The 25,281-nt window shown below is 41.8% G+C and carries 21 protein-coding genes, 4 tRNA genes and 2 pseudogenes; 9 read left to right on the top strand and 18 right to left on the bottom strand.

The window, feature by feature from the left end; all coding sequences use genetic code 11:
* Positions 1 to 128: 128 nt before the first annotated feature.
* From JCM15074_RS12770 to leuS, 10 genes and pseudogenes are all read right to left on the bottom strand, one after another.
* The gene (locus JCM15074_RS12770) at positions 129 to 941 is read right to left on the bottom strand and encodes a septal ring lytic transglycosylase RlpA family protein (protein ID WP_025821547.1); all 813 of its coding nucleotides are present in this window, start codon (positions 939 to 941) and stop codon (positions 129 to 131) included.
* Positions 928 to 1,926: a lytic murein transglycosylase B gene (gene mltB / locus JCM15074_RS12765; RefSeq protein ID WP_025821546.1), complete on the bottom strand. Its 999-nt coding sequence runs from the start codon at positions 1,924 to 1,926 to the stop codon at positions 928 to 930. The genes JCM15074_RS12770 and mltB overlap by 14 nt, the downstream gene beginning before the upstream one ends.
* 10 nt (positions 1,927 to 1,936) lie before the next feature.
* Positions 1,937 to 3,043: a rod shape-determining protein RodA gene (rodA, locus tag JCM15074_RS12760; RefSeq protein ID WP_025821545.1), complete on the bottom strand. Its 1,107-nt coding sequence runs from the start codon at positions 3,041 to 3,043 to the stop codon at positions 1,937 to 1,939.
* Complete coding sequence (gene mrdA, locus JCM15074_RS12755; protein WP_025821544.1) at positions 3,040 to 4,896, bottom strand: penicillin-binding protein 2; 1,857 nt, start codon at positions 4,894 to 4,896, stop codon at positions 3,040 to 3,042. Before mrdA ends, rodA begins: the two co-directional genes overlap by 4 nt.
* Before the next feature lie 59 nt (positions 4,897 to 4,955).
* Complete coding sequence (gene rlmH / locus JCM15074_RS12750; protein WP_025821543.1) at positions 4,956 to 5,426, bottom strand: 23S rRNA (pseudouridine(1915)-N(3))-methyltransferase RlmH; 471 nt, start codon at positions 5,424 to 5,426, stop codon at positions 4,956 to 4,958.
* Between the two features lie 2 nt (positions 5,427 to 5,428).
* Positions 5,429 to 5,752, bottom strand: coding sequence for a ribosome silencing factor (rsfS, locus tag JCM15074_RS12745; protein WP_025821542.1), 324 nt, complete (start codon positions 5,750 to 5,752; stop codon positions 5,429 to 5,431).
* A 195-nt stretch (positions 5,753 to 5,947) separates the two neighbouring features.
* Entirely contained in the window at positions 5,948 to 6,577 is a 630-nt protein-coding gene (gene nadD / locus JCM15074_RS12740) for a nicotinate-nucleotide adenylyltransferase (protein WP_025821541.1), read from the bottom strand.
* A 2-nt stretch (positions 6,578 to 6,579) separates the two neighbouring features.
* On the bottom strand, positions 6,580 to 7,611 hold the full coding sequence (holA, locus tag JCM15074_RS12735; protein WP_025821540.1) for a DNA polymerase III subunit delta: 1,032 nt from the start codon (positions 7,609 to 7,611) through the stop codon (positions 6,580 to 6,582).
* Positions 7,611 to 8,103, bottom strand: a pseudogene (locus JCM15074_RS22110) (LPS-assembly lipoprotein LptE). The gene holA and the pseudogene JCM15074_RS22110 overlap by 1 nt, the downstream one beginning before the upstream one ends.
* Before the next feature lie 17 nt (positions 8,104 to 8,120).
* Positions 8,121 to 10,700: a leucine--tRNA ligase gene (gene leuS / locus JCM15074_RS12725; protein ID WP_025821539.1), complete on the bottom strand. Its 2,580-nt coding sequence runs from the start codon at positions 10,698 to 10,700 to the stop codon at positions 8,121 to 8,123.
* Between the two features lie 120 nt (positions 10,701 to 10,820).
* Between leuS and JCM15074_RS12720 the strand changes: the two genes are divergently transcribed.
* Positions 10,821 to 11,321 (top strand): zinc ribbon-containing protein, encoded by a 501-nt coding sequence (locus JCM15074_RS12720; RefSeq protein WP_025821538.1) that lies wholly within the window; start codon positions 10,821 to 10,823, stop codon positions 11,319 to 11,321.
* 58 nt (positions 11,322 to 11,379) lie between these two features.
* Here the strand turns inward: JCM15074_RS12720 and JCM15074_RS12715 are convergent, their stop codons facing one another.
* Together JCM15074_RS12715 and JCM15074_RS12710 are read right to left on the bottom strand one after the other, a co-directional pair.
* Positions 11,380 to 12,357 carry a DMT family transporter gene (locus JCM15074_RS12715; RefSeq protein ID WP_025821537.1) on the bottom strand — a complete coding sequence of 326 codons (978 nt, stop codon included), beginning with the start codon at positions 12,355 to 12,357 and terminating at the stop codon, positions 11,380 to 11,382.
* Positions 12,358 to 12,662: 305 nt separating this feature from the next.
* Positions 12,663 to 13,565 carry a DMT family transporter gene (locus tag JCM15074_RS12710; RefSeq protein WP_025821536.1) on the bottom strand — a complete coding sequence of 301 codons (903 nt, stop codon included), beginning with the start codon at positions 13,563 to 13,565 and terminating at the stop codon, positions 12,663 to 12,665.
* A gap of 121 nt (positions 13,566 to 13,686) precedes the next feature.
* On the opposite strand from JCM15074_RS12710, the gene JCM15074_RS12705 reads away from it, so the two are divergent.
* On the top strand, positions 13,687 to 14,475 hold the full coding sequence (locus tag JCM15074_RS12705; RefSeq protein ID WP_025821535.1) for an AraC family transcriptional regulator: 789 nt from the start codon (positions 13,687 to 13,689) through the stop codon (positions 14,473 to 14,475).
* On the opposite strand, the gene JCM15074_RS12700 is transcribed toward JCM15074_RS12705, so the two are convergent.
* From JCM15074_RS12700 to miaB, 6 genes and pseudogenes are all read right to left on the bottom strand, one after another.
* Positions 14,472 to 15,605 (bottom strand): pyridoxal phosphate-dependent aminotransferase, encoded by a 1,134-nt coding sequence (locus JCM15074_RS12700; protein ID WP_025821534.1) that lies wholly within the window; start codon positions 15,603 to 15,605, stop codon positions 14,472 to 14,474. The two genes, JCM15074_RS12705 and JCM15074_RS12700, sit on opposite strands and share 4 nt — an antisense overlap.
* A gap of 140 nt (positions 15,606 to 15,745) precedes the next feature.
* Positions 15,746 to 17,244: pseudogene (gene lnt, locus JCM15074_RS22105) on the bottom strand (apolipoprotein N-acyltransferase).
* 47 nt (positions 17,245 to 17,291) lie between these two features.
* On the bottom strand, positions 17,292 to 18,170 hold the full coding sequence (gene corC / locus JCM15074_RS12690) for a CNNM family magnesium/cobalt transport protein CorC (protein ID WP_025821533.1): 879 nt from the start codon (positions 18,168 to 18,170) through the stop codon (positions 17,292 to 17,294).
* Between the two features lie 37 nt (positions 18,171 to 18,207).
* Positions 18,208 to 18,669, bottom strand: a complete 462-nt coding sequence (gene ybeY / locus JCM15074_RS12685) for an rRNA maturation RNase YbeY (RefSeq protein ID WP_025821532.1) — start codon at positions 18,667 to 18,669, stop codon at positions 18,208 to 18,210.
* The gene (locus JCM15074_RS12680) at positions 18,659 to 19,699 is read right to left on the bottom strand and encodes a PhoH family protein (RefSeq protein ID WP_025821531.1); all 1,041 of its coding nucleotides are present in this window, start codon (positions 19,697 to 19,699) and stop codon (positions 18,659 to 18,661) included. Before JCM15074_RS12680 ends, ybeY begins: the two co-directional genes overlap by 11 nt.
* Before the next feature lie 143 nt (positions 19,700 to 19,842).
* Positions 19,843 to 21,270 (bottom strand): tRNA (N6-isopentenyl adenosine(37)-C2)-methylthiotransferase MiaB, encoded by a 1,428-nt coding sequence (gene miaB, locus JCM15074_RS12675; RefSeq protein WP_025821530.1) that lies wholly within the window; start codon positions 21,268 to 21,270, stop codon positions 19,843 to 19,845.
* A gap of 228 nt (positions 21,271 to 21,498) precedes the next feature.
* Here miaB and JCM15074_RS12670 point away from each other — a divergent pair, with 228 nt between their 5' ends.
* The 7 genes from JCM15074_RS12670 (at position 21,499) to JCM15074_RS12640 (ending at position 25,276) form a co-directional block, all read left to right on the top strand.
* Positions 21,499 to 22,668, top strand: a complete 1,170-nt coding sequence (locus JCM15074_RS12670; RefSeq protein WP_025821529.1) for an FAD-dependent monooxygenase — start codon at positions 21,499 to 21,501, stop codon at positions 22,666 to 22,668.
* 160 nt (positions 22,669 to 22,828) lie between these two features.
* A complete protein-coding gene (gene pth, locus JCM15074_RS12665; protein ID WP_025821528.1) occupies positions 22,829 to 23,416 on the top strand; it encodes an aminoacyl-tRNA hydrolase in 588 nt (195 codons plus the stop codon).
* Between the two features lie 124 nt (positions 23,417 to 23,540).
* On the top strand, positions 23,541 to 24,632 hold the full coding sequence (gene ychF / locus JCM15074_RS12660) for a redox-regulated ATPase YchF (protein WP_025821527.1): 1,092 nt from the start codon (positions 23,541 to 23,543) through the stop codon (positions 24,630 to 24,632).
* Positions 24,633 to 24,814: 182 nt separating this feature from the next.
* Positions 24,815 to 24,891 (top strand) — tRNA-Met (locus JCM15074_RS12655).
* Between the two features lie 74 nt (positions 24,892 to 24,965).
* Positions 24,966 to 25,050 (top strand) — tRNA-Leu (locus tag JCM15074_RS12650).
* Between the two features lie 52 nt (positions 25,051 to 25,102).
* Positions 25,103 to 25,177 (top strand) — tRNA-Gln (locus tag JCM15074_RS12645).
* A gap of 24 nt (positions 25,178 to 25,201) precedes the next feature.
* Positions 25,202 to 25,276 (top strand) — tRNA-Gln (locus JCM15074_RS12640).
* Positions 25,277 to 25,281: the final 5 nt, after the last annotated feature.

Genomic DNA, 25,281 nt, shown 5'->3' with positions numbered 1-25,281 from the left:
TATACCAAACCACTTAAAGATGCAGAGCTTGCTTGCGTCTAACACGTTTAAATGGTTTGGAGATAATGAATAACAGCATAACATTGATTGACCTCATAATTTGAATAAGGTTCAGTTATCACGTCAATTTAGTCGTTTAATATATAACTACCAGTGAAACCGTTGGTTTTTAAGGCCTCTAGTAGTTTATTTGCTAATGTTAGTTGATTTATTGGCCCGATCTGAATGCGATAAATCTTATCGTGTTCAACAATGCGAGTATCCACCTTGTATTGTTGCAATAGTTTGTTTTGGATGATGGTCGCTTTGTTATGATCGCCAGTCGCCATCACTTGGATAAAATGTACATTATTATCATGTGATTGGGCAATAGCATGAGCAGCTGGTGAGTCAAAATAGATGGCATTAATTTCAACATTAGCAGTGCCTGTTTTTAGCATGTCGAGTTTATATGCGGCAGCATAAGACAGATCAATAATGCGATTATCATGGAAAGGTCCACGATCATTAACTCGTACAATTACGCTTTTATGATTATCTAGATTGGTGACTTTAACGTATGTCGGTAACGGTAACGTTTTATGAGCCGCACTCATCGAGTACATATCATAAGTTTCACCATTAGACGTTAAATGACCATGAAATTTTGAACCGTACCAAGAAGCAACACCGCGTTGGCTAAAGCCTTTAGCAGTGTTTAATACATGATAATCCTTACCCCAAAGTTTGTAAGGTTTATTACCTCCGCGACTTAAGGCTTCATACTTAGGATGAGCATTTTCAATCTTGCTTAAATCAGGCGCATTTTGCGGTGCTTTATCTTGGGCCAGTTGGTAACGGCCGGCATTAGGGTCATCTATTGTTTTGGTCGGTGCACTGCTACACGCTGACAGCAAAGATGTAAAACACAGACCGATAACGATTTTTTTATTGAGCTGCATGGGCGGCTTTTAACTCTTGACTAAATTGGTACACCGCCATTGCATATAATGGGCTGCGATTATACCGAGTGATAACATAAAAGTTTTTTAAGCCTAGCCAATACTCGCGATGAGAAGCTTGCTCTAACTCAATTAACATCGCTGGTTGTTTAGGATTTAACGCATTTTTATCAGTAAGTGCTAAATTACTCCCTAAAATATCGCTAACTTGCCATTTTAATGGCTTATGATCCCAAAGTTTGTCGGCGATATCTGCCCCAGCTTTAGCGGTTAGAGGTAGGGCGACTGGTGCTCCTTGTTGCCAACCATGTTGATGGAAATAATTCGCCACACTCGCTATCGCATCATTTTTACTGCCAATCAGATCGCGGCGACCATCACCATCACCATCAACCGCGTAGGCTAAATAACTTGATGGAATAAATTGACCATAGCCCATGGCGCCAGCATATGACCCTTTGAGAGTATTTACATCCAATTGTTCTTCTACAATCAGCTTTTGTAGATGACCAAATTCTTTTCTAAAAAAGTCTGCTCTGGCTGGATAATAGAAGCCTAAAGTATAGAGGGCATCTTTAACTGGGTAGTTACCAAAATATTGGCCATAAAAGGTTTCAATACCAATAATGGCAACAATAATCTGTGGATCTACTTGATACTTTTTAGCGGCATCACTGATCGCTTGCTGATTTTCATGCCAAAACTTTAAGCCAGCTTGTAAGCGTTTTTCGGTTAAGAAAATTGGATAATACTGATACCAAGGTTTGGCTTCCCACGGGGTGGTAATCGCATCAATTACAGCTTGGTTATAGTGAGCTTGTTCAACAAATTGTTGGCTTTGTTGCTTGTTAAAGCCGAGTTTTTGTTGTTGAGCAACAAAGTCCTGTTCAAGTTTTGGATCTAAGCTCGGTGCATCAGTTGCTATAGCTGCTTGGCTTATTAATAATGTTACTGCCGCAGCAAGCATGGTAGATGTTTTTTTCATTGGCAACTTCCTATCTGTCAATAAAACGTCTATGGGTATGAATACTCATTAAAATACCAAAGCCAATCATCAAGGTGATCATTGAAGTACCACCATAACTGATCAACGGCAGAGGAACACCTACTACAGGCAAGATGCCTGATACCATGCCGATATTTACAAAAATATAAACAAAGAAGGTGAGGGTGATACTGCCTGCTAATAGACGCGCAAAACTGGTTTGTGCACGTGACGCAATAATAAGGCCACGGCCAATGATATAGATATACAGCGAGAGTAGGAACATACTGCCGATAAGGCCAAATTCTTCACCAATTACCGCAAAAATAAAGTCAGTGTGGCGTTCTGGTAGAAATTCCAATTGAGATTGACTGCCCATCAACCACCCTTTACCCCATAAACCACCTGAACCAATGGCGATTTTTGATTGGATAATATGATAGCCTGCGCCTAATGGATCAGACTCTGGGTTGAGTAACGTCAGTACACGAGTACGCTGGTAGTCATGCATTAAGAAAAACCAGAGTATCGGTAAAAACGCTAATACTGAGCCGATTGCCGTTAATACAATTGTCCAACTCGTACCCGCTAAAAACAGTACAAAGATACCTGATGAAGCTACTAGAATAGAGGTGCCTAAGTCAGGTTGGCTTGCAATTAACAAGGTCGGTACCGCTAAAATGATCAGTGCACCTGCAAGGTAGCGTTTCTTAGGTGGCAGAGGGAATTTACTGATGTACCACGCCATCGTAATCGGGAAGGCGAGCTTCATTAGCTCTGAGGGCTGAAACTCCATAAAGCCTAAGTTTAACCAGCGTTGTGCGCCTTTGTTAATCTCACCAAAAAAATGTACTCCCAGCAGCAGTATTACGCCAGTGATAAAGATGGGTAAAGCCCAGCGCCGCAGGACTTCTGGGTTGATTTGGGCAACCACAACCATCACAATTAATGCCAAGCCCATACGTAAAAGCTGTCTATCCATCATGGCCATACTCTCGCCACTGGCGGAATAGATAACGAATAGACCAAAGCCCATCAATGCGAGAATGCCTAGCAATAATGGCAGATCGATATGCAGCTTTTGCCAGATATTTTGTCTATGTGAGGGTGTATTCATTTCACTTGCTTCCGATCATCTCTTAGCATGTATTCATCTAATAGTGCACGTGCGACTGGACCTGCATTTTTGCCACCCCAACCCGCATTTTCTAATACGACTGCTAACACAATTTCAGGATTCTTATAGGGGGCATAAGCCACAATAAGTGCGTTATCGCGTAAATGTTCTTCAACTTCACTGGCGACATATTTTTTATCCTGCGCCACACTAAATACCTGTGCCGTACCTGTCTTCATCGCGGCGGTATATTTCGCATCGGTAAAACGTGACTTATTAGCGGTATCCATCATGGCATCATTAATAATGCGCCAGTTATTCGGATTTTTAAGCACAATAGGCGGCTTTTCATCTAATGGCTTTTCAATCAGCTTATTATCATCAGTAAATGCTTTAAGTAGATGTGGTGTATAGCGTTTACCATCGTCAGCTAAAATAGCGGTTGCATCGGCTAACTGCAGTGGTGTGGTGGTCCAATACCCTTGTCCAATACCCACAGAGATACTGTCACCAATATACCAAGGCTGATTATAGCGAATGCGCTTCCAATCCTTTGATGGCATTAAGCCCGGTGACTCTTCATAGATATCAATACCTGTGCGTTCACCAAAACCGAACTTATCCATAAAGTTAGAAATCTTATCGATACCGACTTTATAAGCTAATTCATAGAAGAAAATATCGCATGACTCGACAATGGCCGCTTTGACATCAACCCAACCATGGCCCCAACGTTTCCAGTCTCGATATTTACGTTCAACACCAGGAATTTGCCAGAAACCCGGATCCCAAACTTTGGTTTTAGGGGTAATGGCTTTTTCTTCAAGCCCAAGTAATGCCAGTAATGGTTTAATGGTCGATGCTGGTGCATATTGACCTTGGGTTGCACGGTTAATTAATGGCCGTGAACGGTCATTTAGCAATCCGCTATAAGCTTTACTTGAGATACCATGTACAAATTGGTTAGGGTCGTAACTAGGGCTGGAAACCATTGCCAAAATGCCACCTGTACGGGGATCAATAGCGACCACTGAACCACGGCGTCCATCCAGTAACTCAACTGCTTTTTGCTGCAGTTTGAGATCGAGTGTGAGGTAAATATCTTTACCTGGTACGGGCGGAGTCATTTTTAAGGTGCGAATAACGCGGCCACGGTTATTAACCTCTTCTTCAAGGTGTCCTGGTGTACCGTGCAGTAATGGCTCGTAATAGCGCTCTAAGCCTTGCTTACCAATATATTTGGTACCGGCATAGTTCTTCCATTCGTCACTGCGTTCTAATCGGCTACGATCTTTAGAGTTAATTCTACCGACATAACCTAATACGTGAGTTAAGTCTGCGCCGTATGGGTAATAGCGGCGCAGGCCTGCTTCAACCAAGAGGCCTGGGAACTTATACTGGTTAACACTAAATACAGAGACTTGCTCTTCAGTTAAGCGGCTTTTGATGGTGAGCGGTTTAAAGCGACGATGATATTTTAAGGCTTTAATTAAGTCTTCTCGTTCGTCAGCGGTAATAGGAATAATTTTGTTAAGTTGATCTAAGGTTTGGTCAACATTTTTGACCTGCTCAGGGATCATCTCTAACGAATAAAATGGGCGGTTTTCGGCGAGTAATACGCCATTACGATCGTAAATCAGGCCACGGCTAGGCGCGATAGGTACTACTCGAATACGGTTATCATTCGAGCGAGTCGCATAATCTTTATATGAAAGGATCTGCAGGTGGTAAAGGTTGAGTAATAAAATACCCATTAAAATTACCACACAGCAGAAGGTAAATAGCGCGCGGCGCTTGAAAAGTGACGCCTCTGCGGCGTGATCGTGCATGGTAATTCGCTTTTTTGGCGGCACTTATGCTTCTCTCCAACTTTACAAGCTAAAACGTTTGGCGCACTTGCATAGCTAAGTGACTATTCCCTGTGATAAGGGTGATTATTATTGATGCTCCAAGCACGATACAAGCTTTCTGCAACCACAACTCTCACGAGTGGGTGAGGCAAGGTGAGTGCTGATAAACACCAACTTTGTGTTGCAGCTTGTTTACAGGCTGGGGCTAATCCTTCTGGTCCGCCAATTAATAAACTGACGTCGCGGCCATCAAGTTGCCAACGACTCAGTTGATTGGCTAAATCTGGGGTATCCCAAGTTTTACCAGGCAGATCTAAACTGACAATATGATTACCCTTAGGTATGGCCGCTAACATCAATTCGCCTTCTTTTTGAAGAATGCGAGCGATATCAGCATTTTTACCACGTTTGCCAGCAGGGATCTCTATTAACTCAAGCGCCATATCACGAGGAAAACGACGCTGGTACTCTTCAAATCCGCGGGTTACCCAGTCAGGCATTTTGGTGCCAACGGCGATGAGTTGTAATTTCATGGTTACTTTTCAGACCATAGTTTTTCAAGTTGGTATAGTTCACGAGTTTCAGCTTGCATTACATGTAATACAACGCCGCCCAAGTCAACTAAAACCCATTCACTGGTATCGCGACCTTCAATACCTAGTGGCTGCATACCTGCATTTTTTGCTTCTAATACCATGTTTTCTGCGATTGCGCGCACATGGGTTTTTGATGTACCAGTACAAATGACTAGGGTATCAGTAATTGTTGATAGCTTGCTTACATCAAGAGTTACTACATCTTTCGCTTTTAGGTCGTCAATTTTATCAACAACAAATTCTACTAGTTCGGTGCCTTGCACTCGAGTTACCTCATTAAATTAAAAATAGCGCTGTAGTATATCAGTTAAAGTACACATACAGAAATAAAGCGAGTTGCTTATTTTTTGAAAATTTAGGTCAGTGACACATTTTTCAGTGCTATTTCGTGATAAATAACCATAAATTCAATGCTGGTAAGAGCATTTATAGTCAGAAAAGTTCCAAAACAAAGGGATTTATACCGAATATAAATGGTGTTGCTGGATATAGCGTAAGACAACATCAGGTAATAGCGCTGATACTTGCTGCTTAGCAACAATGGCCTGTCTAATTTGAGTTGATGAAATATGCTCCAACTCAATATCAACAGGAATTATTTTACCTACATCAGTGTTGGATAGTTGTGTGATATTCGCTTTTCGCTGGCAAAGTTCAGCCAACATTGGATTTTCTGCAGTTAGTCGCCAGTCTGGCCGCTGACATACAATTAAGTTTGTTAGCTCAAATAGTTGTTGCCACTGGTGCCATTTAGGTAGATTGACAAATGAGTCCATCCCCATAATGAATAGGAACTGATGTTGCGGATATTGTTGCCGTAACAAATTGAGGGTGTTGCTGGTATAGGATGGCCCTGTTAGTGTCAGTTCAATATCGCATAATTCAAAATCAGGATATTGCTGACATACTAGCTGTACCATTGCTTGTCTGTGCAATGCCGAAGTTTGAGTGCTATTTTTATGGGGAGGTGTTTTGTTTGGCATTAGCCAAATTTTATCCAGCCCTAATTGCTGTTTAATCGCAAGGGCTGGACGAATATGGCCAAAATGGATCGGATCAAAGGTACCACCTAAAATTCCAATACGCATTATTAGCTTAACTCTATATGCTGCAGGTGTCGTGCTAACACGGGATCAAATAGCAAGCAAAGATGGCTAATACCAATCCAATCTTCGATTCCTTGCTGTTTTAGTTTTAGCTCAATTTGTGAAGCATGACTGAGCAGACGTTCAATATCTTCTAACTTTAAGCGACCTAATGCACTTTGATATAGCGGTTTTCGCTTATCCCAAATACGCATCTTGCCCCATAAATTATTCAGCTGTTCACCACTAGCTTGAGCCTGTTTTAATGCCAGCAGGGTATTGAGCTCTTTAAAAATTGACCATAATAAAATGGTTAGAGCAGTGCCTTCACTGCGTAACTGCGCCAGCATATGCTGTGATTTATTTGGCTTGTTAGCTAATAAAGCATCAGTTAACTGGAATACGCTAAAGCGAGATTGGTCTTCAAAATATTGATTAAGTTGCTCGGCACTTATGCGCAGTTTAGGACTGAGTAATTGCAGCAATTGCAGTGCTTGATCGGCAGCTAATAAGTTACCTTCATACAAGCTATAAAGCAGGCTTTTCGCATCTGTGTCTAAGGTTAAGCCAAAGTGTTGTATACGGCCATCTAACCAGCGCTGAAATTGCACAGCCTCAGGTGTCACGCAAGGCACATAGATGCCATCTTTGTCGAGCAGTTTGAACCATTTGCTATTGGTTTGTTCTGCCGCAAGTTTAGGGCCTCTAATGATTAAAATTAGATCGTTATTTGCTTGTTCTGAAATAGTTTTAAGACAAGCGGCGCCGTCGCTGCCAGGCTTTGATTGCGGTAAGCTTAATTCAATAATTCGTCTGCTGGCAAATAGGCTCATTGATTGCCATTCATCAAGTAGATCATTCCAGCTGAACCCTGATTCTTGGGTTAACTGTACGCGCTCATCAAAACCTTGCTTTAGGGCTTGAGAACGGATCTGACTAATGCTGGACTCAACTAACCAAGGATCATCGCCAAAGATAAGATAATAGGGTTTTAGCGGCGTCAAATGACGCGCTAATTGGTCGGCAAATACCCGCATTAATTAATCTCAATAGAGGCTAGTTTTTGGACGATAGCATCAGCTGCTTGGATCCGCATCTCATGTAGCAATAGTTCCATTTCACGGCTTTTTGCTAATGCTGTTCGGGGATCGTCTAGGTAATCTCGACGGATCTCAACGCTAAAAGGTTGAGCTTCTTGTTTAGGTAGCGTGACGGTGAATTTAACCTGATAGATCAGTTCATACTCAGCCACATTACCCGTAGTAAAGTGATAAGGTTGCACGTTGCAATGAATCATTGAGCAAATTAAGCACAGGTAATTTACTGTTATTGTGCTCAATGGTAACACTGTTTAAGCGCAAGCGTTCGCTGACAAGGCGTGTCAGTTCACTGTATTGATCTTGACTGTCTAGAGAAAGGTGACTCAATTGCGATGGAATTGAGTAACTTCCCTGCAGTTTAAAGCCGCAGCCAGCACTGGTCATGATGACCAGTGCCATTACTGCGAAAACAAAGCGTTTAATTAGCATTTGTCGTCGCTTTTCCTTTAGTTAGCAACAATGTTTAGTAGCTTACCTGGTACGTAAATAATCTTACGGATGGTCTTACCTTCAGTGTGCTTAACAACATGTTCATCAGCAAGGCCTAGCGCCTCTACTGCATCTTTAGTTGCGTCAGCCGCTACGGTAATCTTAGCACGTAGTTTACCATTCACTTGTACCACGATTAGTTTGCTATCTTCTACTAGCGCGCTTTCATCAACGGTAGGCCAGCTTGCATCTTCAATCGCTTCACTATTACCCATCTCTTGCCACAATGCAAAGCTTACATGTGGAATGATTGGGTACAGTAAACGCACTACAGCAGATAATGCTTCTTGCATTAATGCGCTGTCTTGCTCATTGTTACAAGGTGCTTTTTGTAAGTGGTTCATCAGTTCCATTACTGCTGCAACAGCGGTATTGAACATTTGACGACGACCAATATCGTCACTTACTTTAGCAATTGTCTTGTGCAATTCGCGACGTAATGCTTTTTGATCATTGCTTAGTGCGGCAACATCTAATGCTGGTGCTTCACCTTGGGCGATATGATCGTTAGCTAGTTTCCATAAACGCTTAATAAAGCGATGGGCACCTTCAACGCCTGATTCTTGCCATTCAAGTGTTAACTCAGGTGGCGCAGCAAACATCATAAATAGACGTACGGTGTCAGCACCATACTTTTCTACCATCATTTGCGGATCGATACCGTTGTTCTTAGATTTAGACATCTTGCTCATACCGGTATAAACCAGTTCATGGCCTTGGCTGTCTTCACACTTAGTGATACGGCCTTTGTCATCTTTCTCTAGTACATTAACTTCTAGTGGTGAAACCCATACGCGTGCGCCTTTCTCATTAAGATAATAGAACGCATCTGCCAGTACCATACCTTGAGTTAAAAGCTGTTTTGCAGGCTCGTTTGAGTTAACTAAACCTGAATCACGCAGTAACTTGTGGAAGAAGCGGAAGTATAAAAGGTGCATACAAGCGTGCTCGATACCACCAATATACTGATCCACTGGTAACCAGTAGTTAGCTTTAGCTGGATCTAACATCTCGTCTGCATGTGGGCTACAGTAGCGAGCGTAGTACCAAGATGACTCCATAAAGGTGTCAAAGGTATCTGTTTCACGTAATGCAGGCTTGCCATCAACAGTGGTTTTTGCCCACTCTTTGTCTGCTTTGATTGGGCTTTGGATACCATCCATAACCACATCTTCAGGCAAGATCACTGGCAGTTGATCTTCTGGCGTAGGGATCATAGTGCCATCTTCTAGCGTTACCATTGGGATTGGTGCACCCCAGTAACGTTGACGAGATACACCCCAGTCACGTAGACGGTAGTTAACTTGACGTTGACCTTGACCCATTGCAGTTAATTTTGCATCAATGGCATCAAATGCTGCTTGAAATTCTAAGCCATCAAATTCGCCAGAGTTAAATAACACACCCTTTTCAGTGTATGCTTCACTGCTAATATCAACTTCGCTGTCAGCTGGCTTAATCACAGCTTTCATTGGTAAGTTGTATTTAATCGCAAATTCGTAATCACGTTGGTCATGTGCAGGAACAGACATTACTGCGCCAGTACCATAGTTCATTAATACGAAGTTAGCAGCCCATACTGGTACTTTGTCACCCGTTAATGGGTGAATGGCATAAAGACCGGTAGCAACACCTTTCTTTTCCATTGTTGCCATATCAGCTTCTGCTGTTGAAGCGTTTTTACACTCTTCAATAAAGGCAGCAAGTTCTGGGTTATTAGCACTAGCCGCTTCTGCTAAAGGGTGACCTGCTGCAATCGCAACGTAAGTTACGCCCATTACGGTGTCAGGACGTGTGGTATAAATACCAAACTCTTGATCGCTATCAGCCACTTTCAAGGTCATTTCAATACCTTCGCTGCGGCCAATCCAGTTACGTTGCATGGTTTTAACCTGTTCAGGCCAGCCATCAAGTGTATCTAAATCGTTTAATAGCTCATCCGCGTAGTCAGTAATTTTGATAAACCACTGTGGGATCTCTTTTTGCTCTACAGCAGTATCACAACGCCAGCAACAGCCGTCGATAACCTGCTCGTTAGCTAATACGGTTTGGTCGTTTGGACACCAGTTAACTGCTGAAGTCTTTTTGTACACTAGGCCTTTTTCATAAAGCTTAGTGAAGAACCACTGTTCCCAGCGGTAGTATTCAGGAGTACAAGTGGCGATTTCACGGCTCCAGTCATAACCAAAGCCCAGCATTTTAAGCTGGTTTTTCATGTAATCGATGTTTTCGTAAGTCCAAGGCGCTGGCGCAGTATTGTTGTTAATTGCTGCGTTTTCCGCTGGTAGACCAAATGAATCCCAACCAATAGGTTGTAGAACATTCTTGCCTTGCAGGCGTTGATAACGAGCAACTACATCGCCAATGGTGTAGTTACGCACATGGCCCATATGAAGACGACCTGAAGGGTATGGGAACATAGCGAGACAGTAATATTTCTCTTTGTTCGGGTCTTCAGTTACTTCAAATGTTTTTTGGTCGTGCCAGTGCTGCTGCACCTGGCCTTCGATTTCAGATGGATTATATTGCTCTTGCATCAATTTATTCCGGCAATGCCGCCTGTTTATTTGATCTCACGCGTAATACGTGCAGTTAGATCTGCATAGAATAAACTAGAAGTGAGTCATTAAAAAGGTTCGAATGAAGGAGTATTAACCATGGTCACACGCTCAAGCCAACTTTTAGCGCTTTATGATGAGCTATTTAATCGCGTTAAAGCCGAATATGAAAAAGATAATACATTGAATACAAAAGATTTAATGGCCTCCATTAGTCAATGTAAGGAGTATGTGTTACTTGCCAATACCAGTAAACGAACTGAATTGGAATTAGTTGAACAATTTTTAAAAAGAGATATCGTTAGCTTTCTCAGCCAGCAACATGCACAAGATTTGAGTTATAGCCCAACTGTTATTGGTGTTGAAAACAGTGTTTGGCATTGGTTGTCAGAAATTAGTGATAAAAGCCAAATTGAATGGCATGAAATGAACCAAGATTTTAGCCATCAAGGCTGTTATCACTCCGGTGACATTGTCAGTCAAGGCATTCTCGTTTGTAATAAATGTCATCATGAGATGAAAATCGAATTTACTGGCGTTATCCCAGACTGTCCACATTGCGATGGTAATGAATTTACACGGGAGCCATTACAACCATAAGTAAAATTGATGGAAGGAGAGCAATGCTCTCCTTTTAAAGTTTGTCTATTTAGCGGTATTAAATTGATACAGCCGCAGGTTTGAGGGCCACTTTCGGCTTACTTTTATTATCAGTCGCACTAAATAAGTAAAGTGCCGCTGCTAACGCTAAGACAATCGTTGTTTTATAGATAGACATGGTTTCGCCTAAAGCGACAACGGCGAGAACATAACCCACTAAGGGGATGAGGTTGAGTGATAGACAGGCCTTTTCTACGCCAATTTTTTTGAATGCATATAGTTGAATGACATAGCTTAACCCTGAAATGCCAGTACCAAGGAAGATGAGTAAACCTAATAGCAAAGGATCACTGATAACTCGACTAATTTGCGAGAGATCTAAGCCCATTGATAACACCAGCATTAAGCTAAAAATGGCAACGGCAATATATTGCATCAACATAGAAACGACAGAACCATATTTGTCAGCCAGACTGGCTCGTAAGTGGGCGGTACAACCAATGGCTAATACCGAGCAGGTCACATAAAAGTAACCCAGTAAGGTATTGCCTGATGTTATTTGATTACTACCACTGTGATCCATTGCATAAATACAACAAAGTGAGATAGTAAACGCGCCCCATTGAATTTTATTCATTTTAAAATTCATAAAGAGCATACCAAAAATCACGGTAATAAAAGGGGTGAGTCCTTGAAATACACCATTTTCGGTGGCACCAATATGATCGAGGGAGAGAAAATTAAATAATGAGAATAAACCTTGGCCGATAATGCCACAAAGGGCAATTTTTAAATAATCAGCTTTATCTATTTTAAGCGTTTTACCTAATTCATTATTTACTTTTATATTTTTATAAGTCATTAGGAATATAAAAACTAAACCTATAACTGCAGTAACATATCTAAAAAAAACGAGTGTCATAGGGTCAATAACGACTGATAATGGCTTAGCGACAACCCCCGCAACACCCCATATTATGGCAACTAAGATGGCCGCGCTCCAGCCCAAAATACGCTCTTTGCTCTTACTGTCCATTCACATTCCTTGCTTTGGTAATATATAAAACCGATGCGATAGTTTGCTTGAACGTCCCCAGTAAAATGATTTAATAGCCTCGACTATATTACCTAATAAAAATATTTTCTTTATAGCCAGTTAAATAATTAGAGTTAGATTGCAAAAATATAAATATAGTGATGGTTACGACAAATAAATAGAAAGTGATATTAATAATGAATAAAGCTATTCGATTAATTAAAATATTATTGTTAATTAATAACTGATGTTTATCATTGATGAAATAAATATAAATTATTTCATCAATGATAATTTTGCGTTAGCTAAGTCGCTGTTTCCGCAATAACCGTATGCGCTTGTGCTTTTTTGTTGAATTTTAGTTGGGCAAGAATAACGCCAAAAATGACCATGCTGCCACCAATGTAATGATAGTGATAGAACTGCTCATTAAGGAAGTAATTCGCTGCTATTGCGACAAACAGAGGCATGAGATTCATCAACATTGCATTCTTGTCTGCGCCTAATAGATTAATGCCTTTAATCCAAGCCCACGGAGCAAATAACGAAGCACCAATTGCGGCATACATCACTAATGGCCATGCAGCATGGCTGATATGTATTGTTGGTGCACTTAATAAAATCGGTAATAAAAACAGTACCGCGAATAAGCCTTGTACATAGACAGAGATCCAGACTGAAATCACCATCTGCCAGCGTTTAATTAATACGCTATACAATGCATAAGAGCAGGCGGCTAGCAATAATAATGCATCACCATGGTTAATACCTTGATGCACAATGGCGCCAATATTGCCTTTACTTAGCATATACAGTAACCCTGAAAAGGAGATTACGGCACCTGTTAAACCAAGTTTTGATAGTGGCTGTTTTAACAGTGGCACACTGATAAACATGCTGATTAACGGTACTAATGATGAGATTAGCGCAATGTTAGTCGCCGTTGTTGATTGCGCTGCAAAATAGGCCAGAGATTGGAATATCACCATCCCTAATAATGCAAGCGCAGCAAGTTTAGGTAAATGAGGAATAATTGTGCGGCGATTGCGGATCATTGGTTTGAGTACAAATGGGGTTAAGATCAGTACCGCAAAAAACCAACGATAAAATGAGATAGCACCGGGTTCGATAACGCCGACGGCTAGTTTATTGATTAATGCATTACCTGCCCAGATGATGACGGCAAATAATGGAAATAGATATGGCATGGTGTTCCTAAACTACGATTGTGATTTAAGCAAGTGCTTAAATTTCAGGAGCGCTATTCTGCCATGTCTGATAAATTGGATATATTGCTTATCAGACAAGTGCAATCGCTAGCATGACATTATGAATAGAATCTTTACTCCGACCTTAGTTAATCCACAACGAAATGTATTTTTTGGTTTTGAACAGTTTGAAGCGGGGACGGTGAGTCCGGTACATCAGCATGAGTGGGGACAACTGCAATATGTGCAAGGTGGGGTAATGGAACTGACTTCTGCTGGGCAACATTTTATTGCACCATCACAATTTGCGATTTGGGTGCCCGCGAATGTGGAGCATGAAAGCTTAATGCGCCGCAGTCTGTATTACAGTTCAATTAATATTTTATCTGGTACAGTGGTGATGCCTAATAACATCTGTTTACTTGAGATCAGCCAAATAGCGCGCAGTATTGTCGATGATTTTAGGCAACGTCAGTTAAGCTATGCACATACTGATGCTGATAAACGCTTAATTCAAGTGCTACTCGATCAGCTCCAGCAAGCGCCGCAACAACAAGATTTTTTACCCATGACTGACGATAGATTACTGGCCCCGATCCTAGCGGCTTTGGAACAAGATCCTGTCAATCAAGACTCAATTGCAACTTGGGCACAACGGGTACATACCACAGAGCGTACCTTAGCCAGACACTGTTTAACTCATTTAGGTATGTCATTGAGTGAGTGGCGAGCAAGACGTAAATATATCTATTCATTACATCTATTACGGCAAGGGATCAGTATCAAAGAGGTGGCATTAAGTTTGGGCTACCATCAAACTTCGCCTTTTATTATTCTATTTAAGAAATATGCGGCCTGTACGCCGCATCAATATCAGCAGCGTAGTACGCTGCCGAGTGACTCGAATTAGACTAATCCTTGCTGTCTGAATTTAATCAAGGTTTGGCTAAACTTAAGCATTTGCTCTGGTGTGCCTAAGCTGAGTCTATTCCAGCCATTAGTATGGTTGAATTCGCGGCCGACTAAGAAGCCTGCCTGTTCCATATTCGCTTGATAGGTATTGGTATCAGCATTGATTTTATGGAAGATGAAATTAGCATTACAAGGCAAATATTCAAGACCAAGTGCATCTAAAGTCTGTGTCACAATCTGCGCAGCTTGTTGATTTGAACGTAAACTTAATGCAACCCAAGTCGGATCTTGCAAAGCTGCTTTAGCGGCAACACAGCCCGCTAAGTTGGCATTATCGATACTGGCTTGCGCTAACATGGCGCTAATTGTTTGTGGATGAGCAATACCATAGCCTACACGTAGACCAGCAATGGCATAAAGTTTAGAGAATGTACGTGCCACAATGACATGTGGGTTATTCAGCTTTATCTGTTCAATTGCGCTATAGAACTGCGGATCTTGTGCATATTCGGCATAAGCTTCATCAATAATAAATTTAAGCTTATCAGAGCCCTGTGTTAACCAACTAAGCAGTTGTTGTTTTTGCAATACTAAGCCCGTTGGGTTATTTGGATTGCATAAATATACAATTGATCTACCGCTGTGATTAGTGACTTGCTGCTGCATCTGCTTAATATCAGTATCAAGTTTTGCATCAATTTTGACTTTTTTGATTGGCAGATTACGTGCCATCGCATAATCGATAATCACCCCAAAGGTCGGATCTGGCATCACTAATTGGGCATCATCACTGGCAAAGGTATCTACAGCAATTTTTAAGATTTGAGATGAGCCATTGCCATAAATAATTTGTTGAGCTTGTAATTGATGAGTGTCAGCAATTGCAGCGATCAATTCTGATTTAGCATTATCTGGATATCTAAATGCCTGTGGCAGCGCCTCAGCAAGCGCGCGGCTTACTGACGGCGGTAGGCCGAGTGCATTCTCATTATAATTGAGCGCGATGGTTGGGTTTGAGTTTGCTGCACTAATCGCAGGTTTTGCTGTGGTTTGAGTTTGGCAGCCAATTAATGCTAGTGAACTCGTTGCCACAGCCGCTTTAATAAAACTTCTTCTTGTAGGTTGCATATTTATCTTTTTATTATGAATATTTATTTGGTAGGAAATATGCTGTGATTTTACGAGAGAGACAATGTTAACGTGATGTAATTGTGCAAGCGATCACGTTAACTTAGGCAAAATAGAGTAACAACGGGGATCGACAGGGGTTATCGACGACGAGTTTGCTGCCAATATCTGATACCAGCGAAAATGAACAGTAACCAAGATAAGCCAAGTACGGGCCATTGGCCGAAGCGATAGAACCAAGTTTCACCACTGACTAATGGCACTTTGGCCTTTAATACTGCGGCTTCAAATTGAGGTAATTGTTTGATGATATTACCTTTTGCATCAACCACGGCAGTGACACCATTATTGGTACTGCGTACCAGTGGTCGGCCAAATTCAATCGCGCGCATTTGCGCAATTTCCATATGTTGCAGTGGTCCATTTGAGTGACCAAACCAAGCATCATTGGATACGGTTAATAGAAAATCGGTTTGCGGGGTAATGTTATCGCGTAATTGCTCTGGAAAGGCTATTTCATAACAAATAGCCGCCGCAATATGGTAACCCAATGCGGTTAAATTAGGTTGTTGATAAGCGCCACGAGCAAATGATGACATCGGTAAATTGAAGAATGGCGCAATAGGTCTGAGTAATTCTTCAAATGGCACAAACTCACCGATAGGTAGTAAATGATGCTTTTTATAATCATTATCGCCATTAAGTTGATAATCACCTTCTGCTTGATGCAGTTTATTGTGGTTACCTAAGACGATAAGCGCATTATAAAAATGATTATGCTGGTGGCTAATAATACCGGTAATAATGGCGCTATTGTTGAGATTAGCGACCTTATTAGCGTTAACCAAGAAGTCACCGACCATAGATTCTGGTGCTGGAATAGCAGCCTCTGGCCAGATAACAATATTATCTTCTAAATCTGGACGGGTGAGATCCATATATTTGAGCATGGTTGGCCATAACGCATCTGGATTCCATTTCATGCTTTGGGCGATATTACCTTGTACCAATACTACGCTGGCGGTTTTACCTGTGGTTTTTATTGGATCAACGATAGGCGCAATAAAGGCTGCAATTAAGGTCAGCGGAATGATAATTGCTGCGCTGTGCCAACGTTTTTGGGCTAATAGCGCAAGCGAGCCTGCAATAATGGCAATCACAAAGCTCAGTCCAAGTGTACCAATAATACTGGCTAGTTCTTTTAATGGCCCCATAGTTTGGCTATAACCTGCCCATAGCCATGGGAATCCTGTCATCACCCAACCGCGTGCCCATTCGGTTAATACCCATAAAGCAGGGAAGAGCAGCAGATTACGGTATTTGCCTGAATGTGGTGCGAGCTTTTGCAGTAGAGAGCCCACAAGCGCAGGATAAAGTGCAAGATAAAGCGCCAGCATGGCCATCAGGCCAAGTGAGGCGATGAGCGGCAAGCCGCCATATAGATCCATACTGACATGGACCAACTGATGCCAATGGCAAAGCAGCCAAAACCAAAACTTAACCAATAACGGCAAGCTTGTTTAGCGGTTAAGTTTTGACTTTGTGACAAAGCAAATGCAAGGGCTATCGGATAGATAGCCCAAACATTGTAAGGGGCGAATGCTAACGCCGTACTTGCGCCAGCAGCAAATGCCAGCACAAGACGGATGATGTTATGTTGGGCAAAGCCCCTAAGACGAGCTAACACTAAACTGGCTGCTCTTCACTCTTAGTGGTGCTTGGGAAGGTCGCGCTTAACTGGAGTAAACGGCGGGTATCTGCACTAATCACTTTAAATTCAATATCACCAATAACGATTTTTTCGTTACGTTCTGGCAAATGGCCAAAAGCGTGTGAAACTAAACCGCCAACGGTATCAAATTCTTCATCACTAAATGTGGTGTTGAATTTTTCGTTAAAGTCTTCAATAGGCGTCAGTGCTTTTAGCATGTAGACGTTATCGCTGACTTTACGGATTTCTGTTTCTTCGGCGCTATCATGGTCAAATTCGTCTTCAATTTCACCTACGATCTCTTCAAGAATATCCTCAATGGTCACAAGACCAGAGACTCCACCGTATTCATCAACCACAATGGCCATATGATAACGCTGTGAACGGAACTCTTTGAGTAGCACATCTACACGTTTACTTTCAGGCACAACGACCGCTGGGCGGATAACTTTGGCTAAAGTAAATGGGTCTTCACTGTTGTTAAAACCGTATTGAATAAGGTCTTTCGCTAACAGGATACCTTCAATGTGATCTTTATCTTCGTTGATCACAGGAAAGCGAGAATGTGCAGATGAAATAACAGTTGATAATAATTGCTCAACTGAATCATCGATTTGGATAGCGACAATCTGTGCTCTTGGGATCATAATGTCCCGCACACGCAGATCGGATACCTCTAATACACCTTTAATCATTTCGCGAGTGTCTTCAGTGATCACATCACGCATTTCTGCATCATGAATTACATCAACCAGATCTTCGCGATTTTGAGGTTCGCCCTGGAAGAGTTGACTTACTTTGTCAAACCAGCCTTTCTTATGGGCGTTGGTACTCGGTGGGATATCGTCACTCATAATATTTTCTTAGTCATGTCAGTGGACATTAAACTAATTATTGCTCCTTATATGGATCGGTAAAACCTAAACTTTCGATAAGTTGAGTCTCTAAAGACTCCATCTCTTCAGCTTCGGCGTCAATAATATGGTCATAGCCTAGTAAATGTAAACAGCCATGTGTCACCATATGTGCCCAATGGGCTTCAAGTGGCTTTTGTTGCTCACTTGCTTCTGTTTCTACAACAGATGCGCAGATGACTAAATCGCCTAATAATGGCAATTCAATTCCTTCTGGCACTTCAAATGGGAAAGATAGCACATTTGTCGGCTTATCTTTACCACGATAGGTCCTATTTAGCGTCTGGCTCTCTTCGGTATCGACGATACGAATCGTTAGCTCTGCTTGCTCCATAGTGTCTGAGAGTGCGTTTGTCACCCAAAGTTCAAATTGTTGTTGGCTTGGTAGCGTATGGCCTGCTACCGCGACTTGTAAATCCAAGTCTAAATCAAGACTCATTGATTATTTCCTGCAATTGATATTGGCTGTCACTACGGCTTTTTTGCGCTTGAGATTGTAATTCGTGAGCTTCATAAGCTTCTACAATTCTGGCAACAACAGGGTGGCGAACCACATCTTTAGCTTGGAAAAAGTTAAAGCTGATCTCTTCGACCTTGCTCAGCACTTCAATGGCATGACGTAGGCCAGACTTTTGATTACGAGGTAAATCAATCTGGGTGATGTCACCCGTAATAACAGCACGTGAATTAAATCCGATACGAGTTAAGAACATTTTCATCTGTTCGACAGTCGTATTTTGGCTCTCATCGAGAATAATAAAGGCGTCATTTAGAGTACGACCACGCATATAAGCCAGTGGTGCGACTTCAATAACGTTCTTCTCCATGAGTCGCTCAACTTTTTCAAAGCCAAGCATTTCAAATAGGGCGTCATACAGTGGTCGTAAATAAGGATCGACCTTTTGACTTAAGTCACCCGGTAAGAAACCGAGTTTTTCACCCGCTTCAACGGCAGGGCGAGTCAACAAAATACGACGCACTTCTTGGCGTTCTAGTGCATCAACCGCTGCCGCCACCGCAAGGTAGGTTTTACCTGTACCTGCTGGGCCAACGCCAAAGCTAATATCATGGCTGACAATGTTAGCTACATACTGGCTTTGATTCGGGTTGCGTGGTTTGATTACACCACGACGCGTTTTGATATAAAGTTCTTTGTCATCTACAGAATCTGCACTTTCAAGCGCAACCGCTTCTTGAATCGCAATATGGACTTGCTCAGGCTCTAGGTCTGGCGTGCTACCTTTTACTGTAGCAGTCTCTACATAAAGTGTTTTTAGGAGGTTATTGGCGGTTAAGCAATTACGTGGCAAACCGACAATCTGAAAATGATTATTACGGTAGCTGATTTCAACACCAATACGGCGTTCTAGTTGCTTAATATTATCATCAAAGGGACCGCATAATGAGGCAAGACGGCGGTTATCAGAAGGCTCTAAATAAAGATTCAGTGTGGTTAACTTACTGGACAATGATAACTCCAAATGGCGATAGTCAATAATTATGGCTCATATTCACAGTTTACGAAGCTGATTTCATAATTGCTATGACAAATTACTGATTTTGTCGGATTAGCACCTAAGTGACAAAGTACTTAGGTGCTAATGCTGCATAATTAAGCTGGCGTAAAGGTTTTAACGCCTAATGTATCTGCTTGCTTATGCTTATCAAGAATATCTGATGGACGTAAGTTACGGCGTAAATCCATCTCATCTTCACCGCGGATAAACTTACCACGTAATGAGTTGGTATAAACGTCAACAATTTCAACATCCACAAACTGGCCAATATGTTTTGGTTCAGCTTCAAAGTTAACTACGCGGTTATTTTCAGTACGGCCACGCAGTTCCATTGGGTTTTTAACTGAAGGACCTTCAACTAAAATACGCTGCACTGTACCAACCATATGACGACTAAAACGCATTGCTTGTTGAGTAATACGGTTTTGTAAAATCGCTAGACGTTGTTTCTTCTCTTCTAAATCAACATCATCTTCATAGTCTGCAGCAGGAGTACCTGGGCGAGCACTAAAAATAAAGCTATAGCTGTTATCGAATTCAATCTCTTCGATTAATTTCATCGTGTCAGCAAAATCTTGTTGGGTTTCACCAGGGAAGCCAACAATGAAGTCAGAGCTGATATTGATATTAGGACGCACTTGACGTAAGCGGCGGATAATTGACTTATATTCAATTGCCATGTGGTTACGCTTCATCATCGTCAATACACGGTCTGAACCAGATTGTACCGGTAGGTGTAAGAAATCAACTAACTCTGGAGTATCAGCATATACATCAATGATGTCTTGACCAAATTCCATTGGGTGACTTGTGGTAAAACGAATACGGTCGATACCATCAATAGCGGCGACATAGCGTAATAGCTCGGCAAAGCTACAGATATCGTCGTCATGGGTTAAACCACGGTATGCGTTAACGTTTTGGCCTAGTAAGTTAACTTCGCGCACGCCTTGTTCGGCGAGCTGTGCGATCTCTAAAATCACATCATCTAATGGGCGGCTGACTTCTTCGCCACGAGTGTATGGCACAACACAGTAAGTACAGTATTTGCTACAACCTTCCATAATTGAAACGAATGCGGTTGGACCTTCAGCGCGAGGCTCTGGCAGACGGTCAAACTTTTCAATCTCAGGGAAAGTAATATCAATCACGGTTTTAGCGCCGCTTTGTACTTGGCCGATCATTTCTGGTAAACGGTGTAGTGTTTGTGGGCCAAAGATAATATCAACGCAATGAGCACGTTCTTTAATGACTTTACCTTCTTGCGAGGCTACACAACCGCCGACACCAATAATCATGTCTGGTTTTTTGTCTTTAAGTTTTTTCCAGCGTCCAAGCTGATGGAATACTTTTTCCTGCGCTTTTTCACGAATCGAGCAGGTATTTAATAGCACAATATCTGCTTCTGCTGCGTCGTCGGTTAGCGTATAACCCTGATATTCATTTAGCAGGTCTGCGATTTTTGATGAGTCATACTCATTCATTTGGCAGCCCCAGGTTTTAATATGCAGTTTTTTACTCATCAGATAGTACCGCTTGTTGGAAACACTTAAAAAATAGCGCAATATTTTACCTGTAGTTGGCGGCTGTGGCTAGCATTTGTGCTGATAAAGCGCAATTCACCGATTAATATTTTGCAACTCTCTATCTATTAAACACTTTTCTAGCATTTACTAAAACACATAAACTGACTAACTTGGTTAAATTCCGCTACAATTGGGTCGCAAAAGTCTGCATAACTAGAGGTTCGAATGAAACAGGATGTTGTGATTGTTGGTGCCGGTATGGTGGGCGCTGCTGCGGCCATTGGTGTAGCTAAATTGGGATTAAGTGTCGCGGTGATTGATGCCTTTGCGCCTAAGCCTTATGAACCTGAACAAGCGCTGGATATTCGCGTTTCAGCGATCAGTGTCGCTTCTGAAAAGTTATTAGATGAGCTCGGTGCGCTAACGTCATTATTATCCATGCGCAATGCACCTTATTTAGGGCTAGAAACATGGGAGCTAGATGGTTGTAAAACAGCTTTTCATGCGAGCCAAGTTGATGCAAGCCACTTAGGCCACATTATTGAGAATAGATTAATCCAGTTAGCGTTATGGCAGCAATTTGAGTCTTATCCAAATCTGACACTGTTTTGCCCTCATAAAGTGGCGCAATTTAGTCGTCATAAAGAGGGCGTTTTGGTGCGCTTAGATAATGGTGATGAGCTCGATGCAAAATTACTGATTGCTGCTGATGGTGCAAATTCGCAAGTAAGACAGTGGGCCGGTATCGGTATTACTGCATGGGATTACAGTCAATCTGCGATGCTAATCAATATTAGTACGGCAGAATCGCAGCAAGATGTTACCTGGCAGCAATTTACCCAAAGTGGGCCTCGTTCATTATTACCACTGCCCGGAAATAACGCCTCATTAGTCTGGTATGACGACAGTAAACGCATTAAACAGCTAGCTGGGCTGTCGAATAGTCAGTTGAAACAGCAAATTTGTGAACATTTTCCTAAACGCCTAAATCGTGACTTTGAGGTGTTAAATCATGGCCATTTTGGCTTGACTCGTCGTCATGCGCAGCATTATTACGCGGATAATGTACTCTTGCTTGGTGATGCTGCTCATACCATTAACCCCTTAGCAGGGCAGGGCGTAAACTTAGGCTTTAAAGACGTTGTGGCTTTACTCAATGTGATGAATAAAGCGATATCCGCGGGTGATAATATCGCTCAAACTAACGTATTGGCTGAATATCAACAAGCCAGATATCACGACAATTTATTAATGATGTCTGCCATGGATATGTTTTATTTCGGTTTTAGTAACGATCTGTTACCACTTAAGCTATTACGCAATACCGCATTAAAGTTAGCGAATATTGATAACCCTATTAAGCGTAAAGTGCTGAAATATGCCATGGGGTTGTAATTTCGGTCATAAGAAATCATTTGAGTTTGATACGTTTTCAATAAGTTAGCAATTTTACTGGTGAATAATCGAACCATCGTTTGTTGCAAGCTTGATTGAGTGGTAAAATGCTGCGTTTTTTAATCGAGCGCCTCAGGCAAAGCGATAAAGGTTGTAGATAATGACAGATATTAAACTCATTGTTGGCTTAGCTAATCCCGGTAGTGAGTATGCTCATACTCGTCATAATGCGGGAGCTTGGTATGTGCAAGAGTTAGCACGCATCTGCAATGCCAGTTTAGTGCCGGACAGTAAGTATTTTGGTTTGACTGCGCGAGTGACCTTACATGGTCAAGATGTCAGATTGCTGATCCCAACCACCTTTATGAACTTAAGTGGCAAATCAGTTGCTGCGTTAGCCAATTTTTTCCGAATTACTCCTGAGCAAATATTAGTGGCTCATGATGAATTAGATATGCCTCCTGGTGTAGCTAAGTTTAAGCTAGGCGGTGGTCATGGTGGTCACAATGGTCTTAAAGATATCATCGCTAAAATGGCTAACGACAAAGGTTTCTATCGTCTGCGGATTGGCATTGGTCATCCAGGCGACAAAAATAAAGTCAGTGGCTATGTACTTGGTAAAGCGCCACAAGCAGAACAAGAGTTAATCGATGCAGCAGTAGATGAAGCAGTGCGTTCAACTGAACTGTTATTTAGTCAAGATATGACAAAAGCAATGCATAGACTGCATTCGTTTAAAGCTGAGTAGTACTGTTAGAACAGAATCAATGAATAGGATTGCCTATAATTTGTGACATTAGAATTTAGGTGGTCAATTAAAGCAGACAGTGAGTGTGACTTGCTGTCCTTATATATAAGAGAAAGGTAACAATATGGGTTTTAAGTGCGGCATCGTCGGTCTGCCAAATGTGGGTAAGTCAACACTGTTTAATGCATTAACTAAGGCGGGCATTGAAGCTGCAAACTTCCCGTTCTGTACGATTGAGCCAAACACAGGTGTGGTTCCTGTGCCTGATCCTCGTATGGATGCATTAGCAGAAATCGTTAAGCCTGAGCGTGTATTAGCAACAACTATGGAGTTTGTTGATATCGCAGGTCTAGTAGCTGGTGCTTCAAAAGGTGAAGGTCTAGGTAATAAGTTCTTAGCAAACATCCGTGAAACTGATGCAATTGGTCACGTTGTACGTTGTTTTGAGAACGATAACATTGTTCATGTTGCTAACCGTATTGATCCAGCTAGCGATATTGAAGTGATCAACACTGAATTAGCATTAGCTGACTTAGATAGCTGTGAACGTGCTATTACTCGTCAGCAAAAGCGTGCTAAAGGTGGCGATAAAGATGCTAAGTTTGAAGTGGAAGTACTTGAGAAGTTACGTCCAGTATTAGACGAAGGCCACATGTTACGTTCTGTTGAATTGACTAAAGAAGAGTTAGAAGCGGTTGCTTATCTAAACTTCTTAACGTTAAAGCCAACGATGTATATTGCTAACGTATCTGAAGATGGTTTTGAAAATAACCCACATTTAGATACAGTGCGTGCTATTGCAGCTAAAGAAAATGCAGTAGTTGTTGCAGTATGTGCAGCTATTGAATCTGAATTAGGTGAAATGGATGCTGAAGATCGTGATGAGTTTATGGCTGACTTAGGTCTTGAAGAGCCAGGTCTTGATCGCGTTATCCGTGCTGGTTATGCATTGCTTAACCTACAAACTTACTTTACTGCTGGTGTAAAAGAAGTGCGTGCATGGACTGTACCTGTTGGTGCAACAGCGCCACAAGCTGCTGGTGTGATCCACACTGACTTCGAACGTGGCTTTATTCGTGCGCAAGTGATGGCGTATGACGACTTTGTAACTTACAAAGGCGAAGCCGGTGCAAAAGAAGCGGGTAAACTTCGCGTAGAAGGCAAAACTTACGTTGTTAAAGACGGCGATGTGATGCACTTCCTGTTTAACGTTTAAACAATAGCGTTAAAATAGTCGAGGTTTAACTGTAAAATTTGTTTAATGGTTACTCATTTTGATGAAGTAATAGCCGAACGAATGAAATTGGCATTAATTGCCAAAAAAAGCAGTTGACCTCGATACCTCTAATAAGCATAATACGCCCCGTTCTCGCAACTTAGCGAGCGAATAGAAAAGATGGCAATGTAGCTCAGTTGGTTAGAGCACAGCACTCATAATGCTGGGGTCACAGGTTCAAATCCCGTCATTGCTACCATTCCTTTTTATTGAACTCATCATTCAATATTAAGTCCAGTGAAAGTCTGGTCAACGTTAAGTTGGACAATCGATGCGGGAGTGGTGAAATTGGTAGACACGCCAGATTTAGGTTCTGGTGCCGCAAGGTGTGAGAGTTCAAGTCTCTCCTCCCGTACCATTAGATTTGAAGAATGGCTTTTTAAGCGGTTCTTTGGATAGAAAAATTAGATTGGGGTATCGCCAAGCGGTAAGGCACTGGGTTTTGATCTCAGCATTCCAAGGTTCGAATCCTTGTACCCCAGCCAATTTTTCATCCATAATAGTTTTATTGGGGTATCGCCAAGCGGTAAGGCACTGGGTTTTGATCTCAGCATTCCAAGGTTCGAATCCTTGTACCCCAGCCAATTTT

The sequence above is a fragment of the Shewanella marina JCM 15074 genome, assembly GCF_000614975.1.
In the GTDB taxonomy this organism is placed as follows: domain Bacteria; phylum Pseudomonadota; class Gammaproteobacteria; order Enterobacterales; family Shewanellaceae; genus Shewanella; species Shewanella marina.
This window is presented reverse-complemented; position numbering and strand designations above follow the sequence as displayed.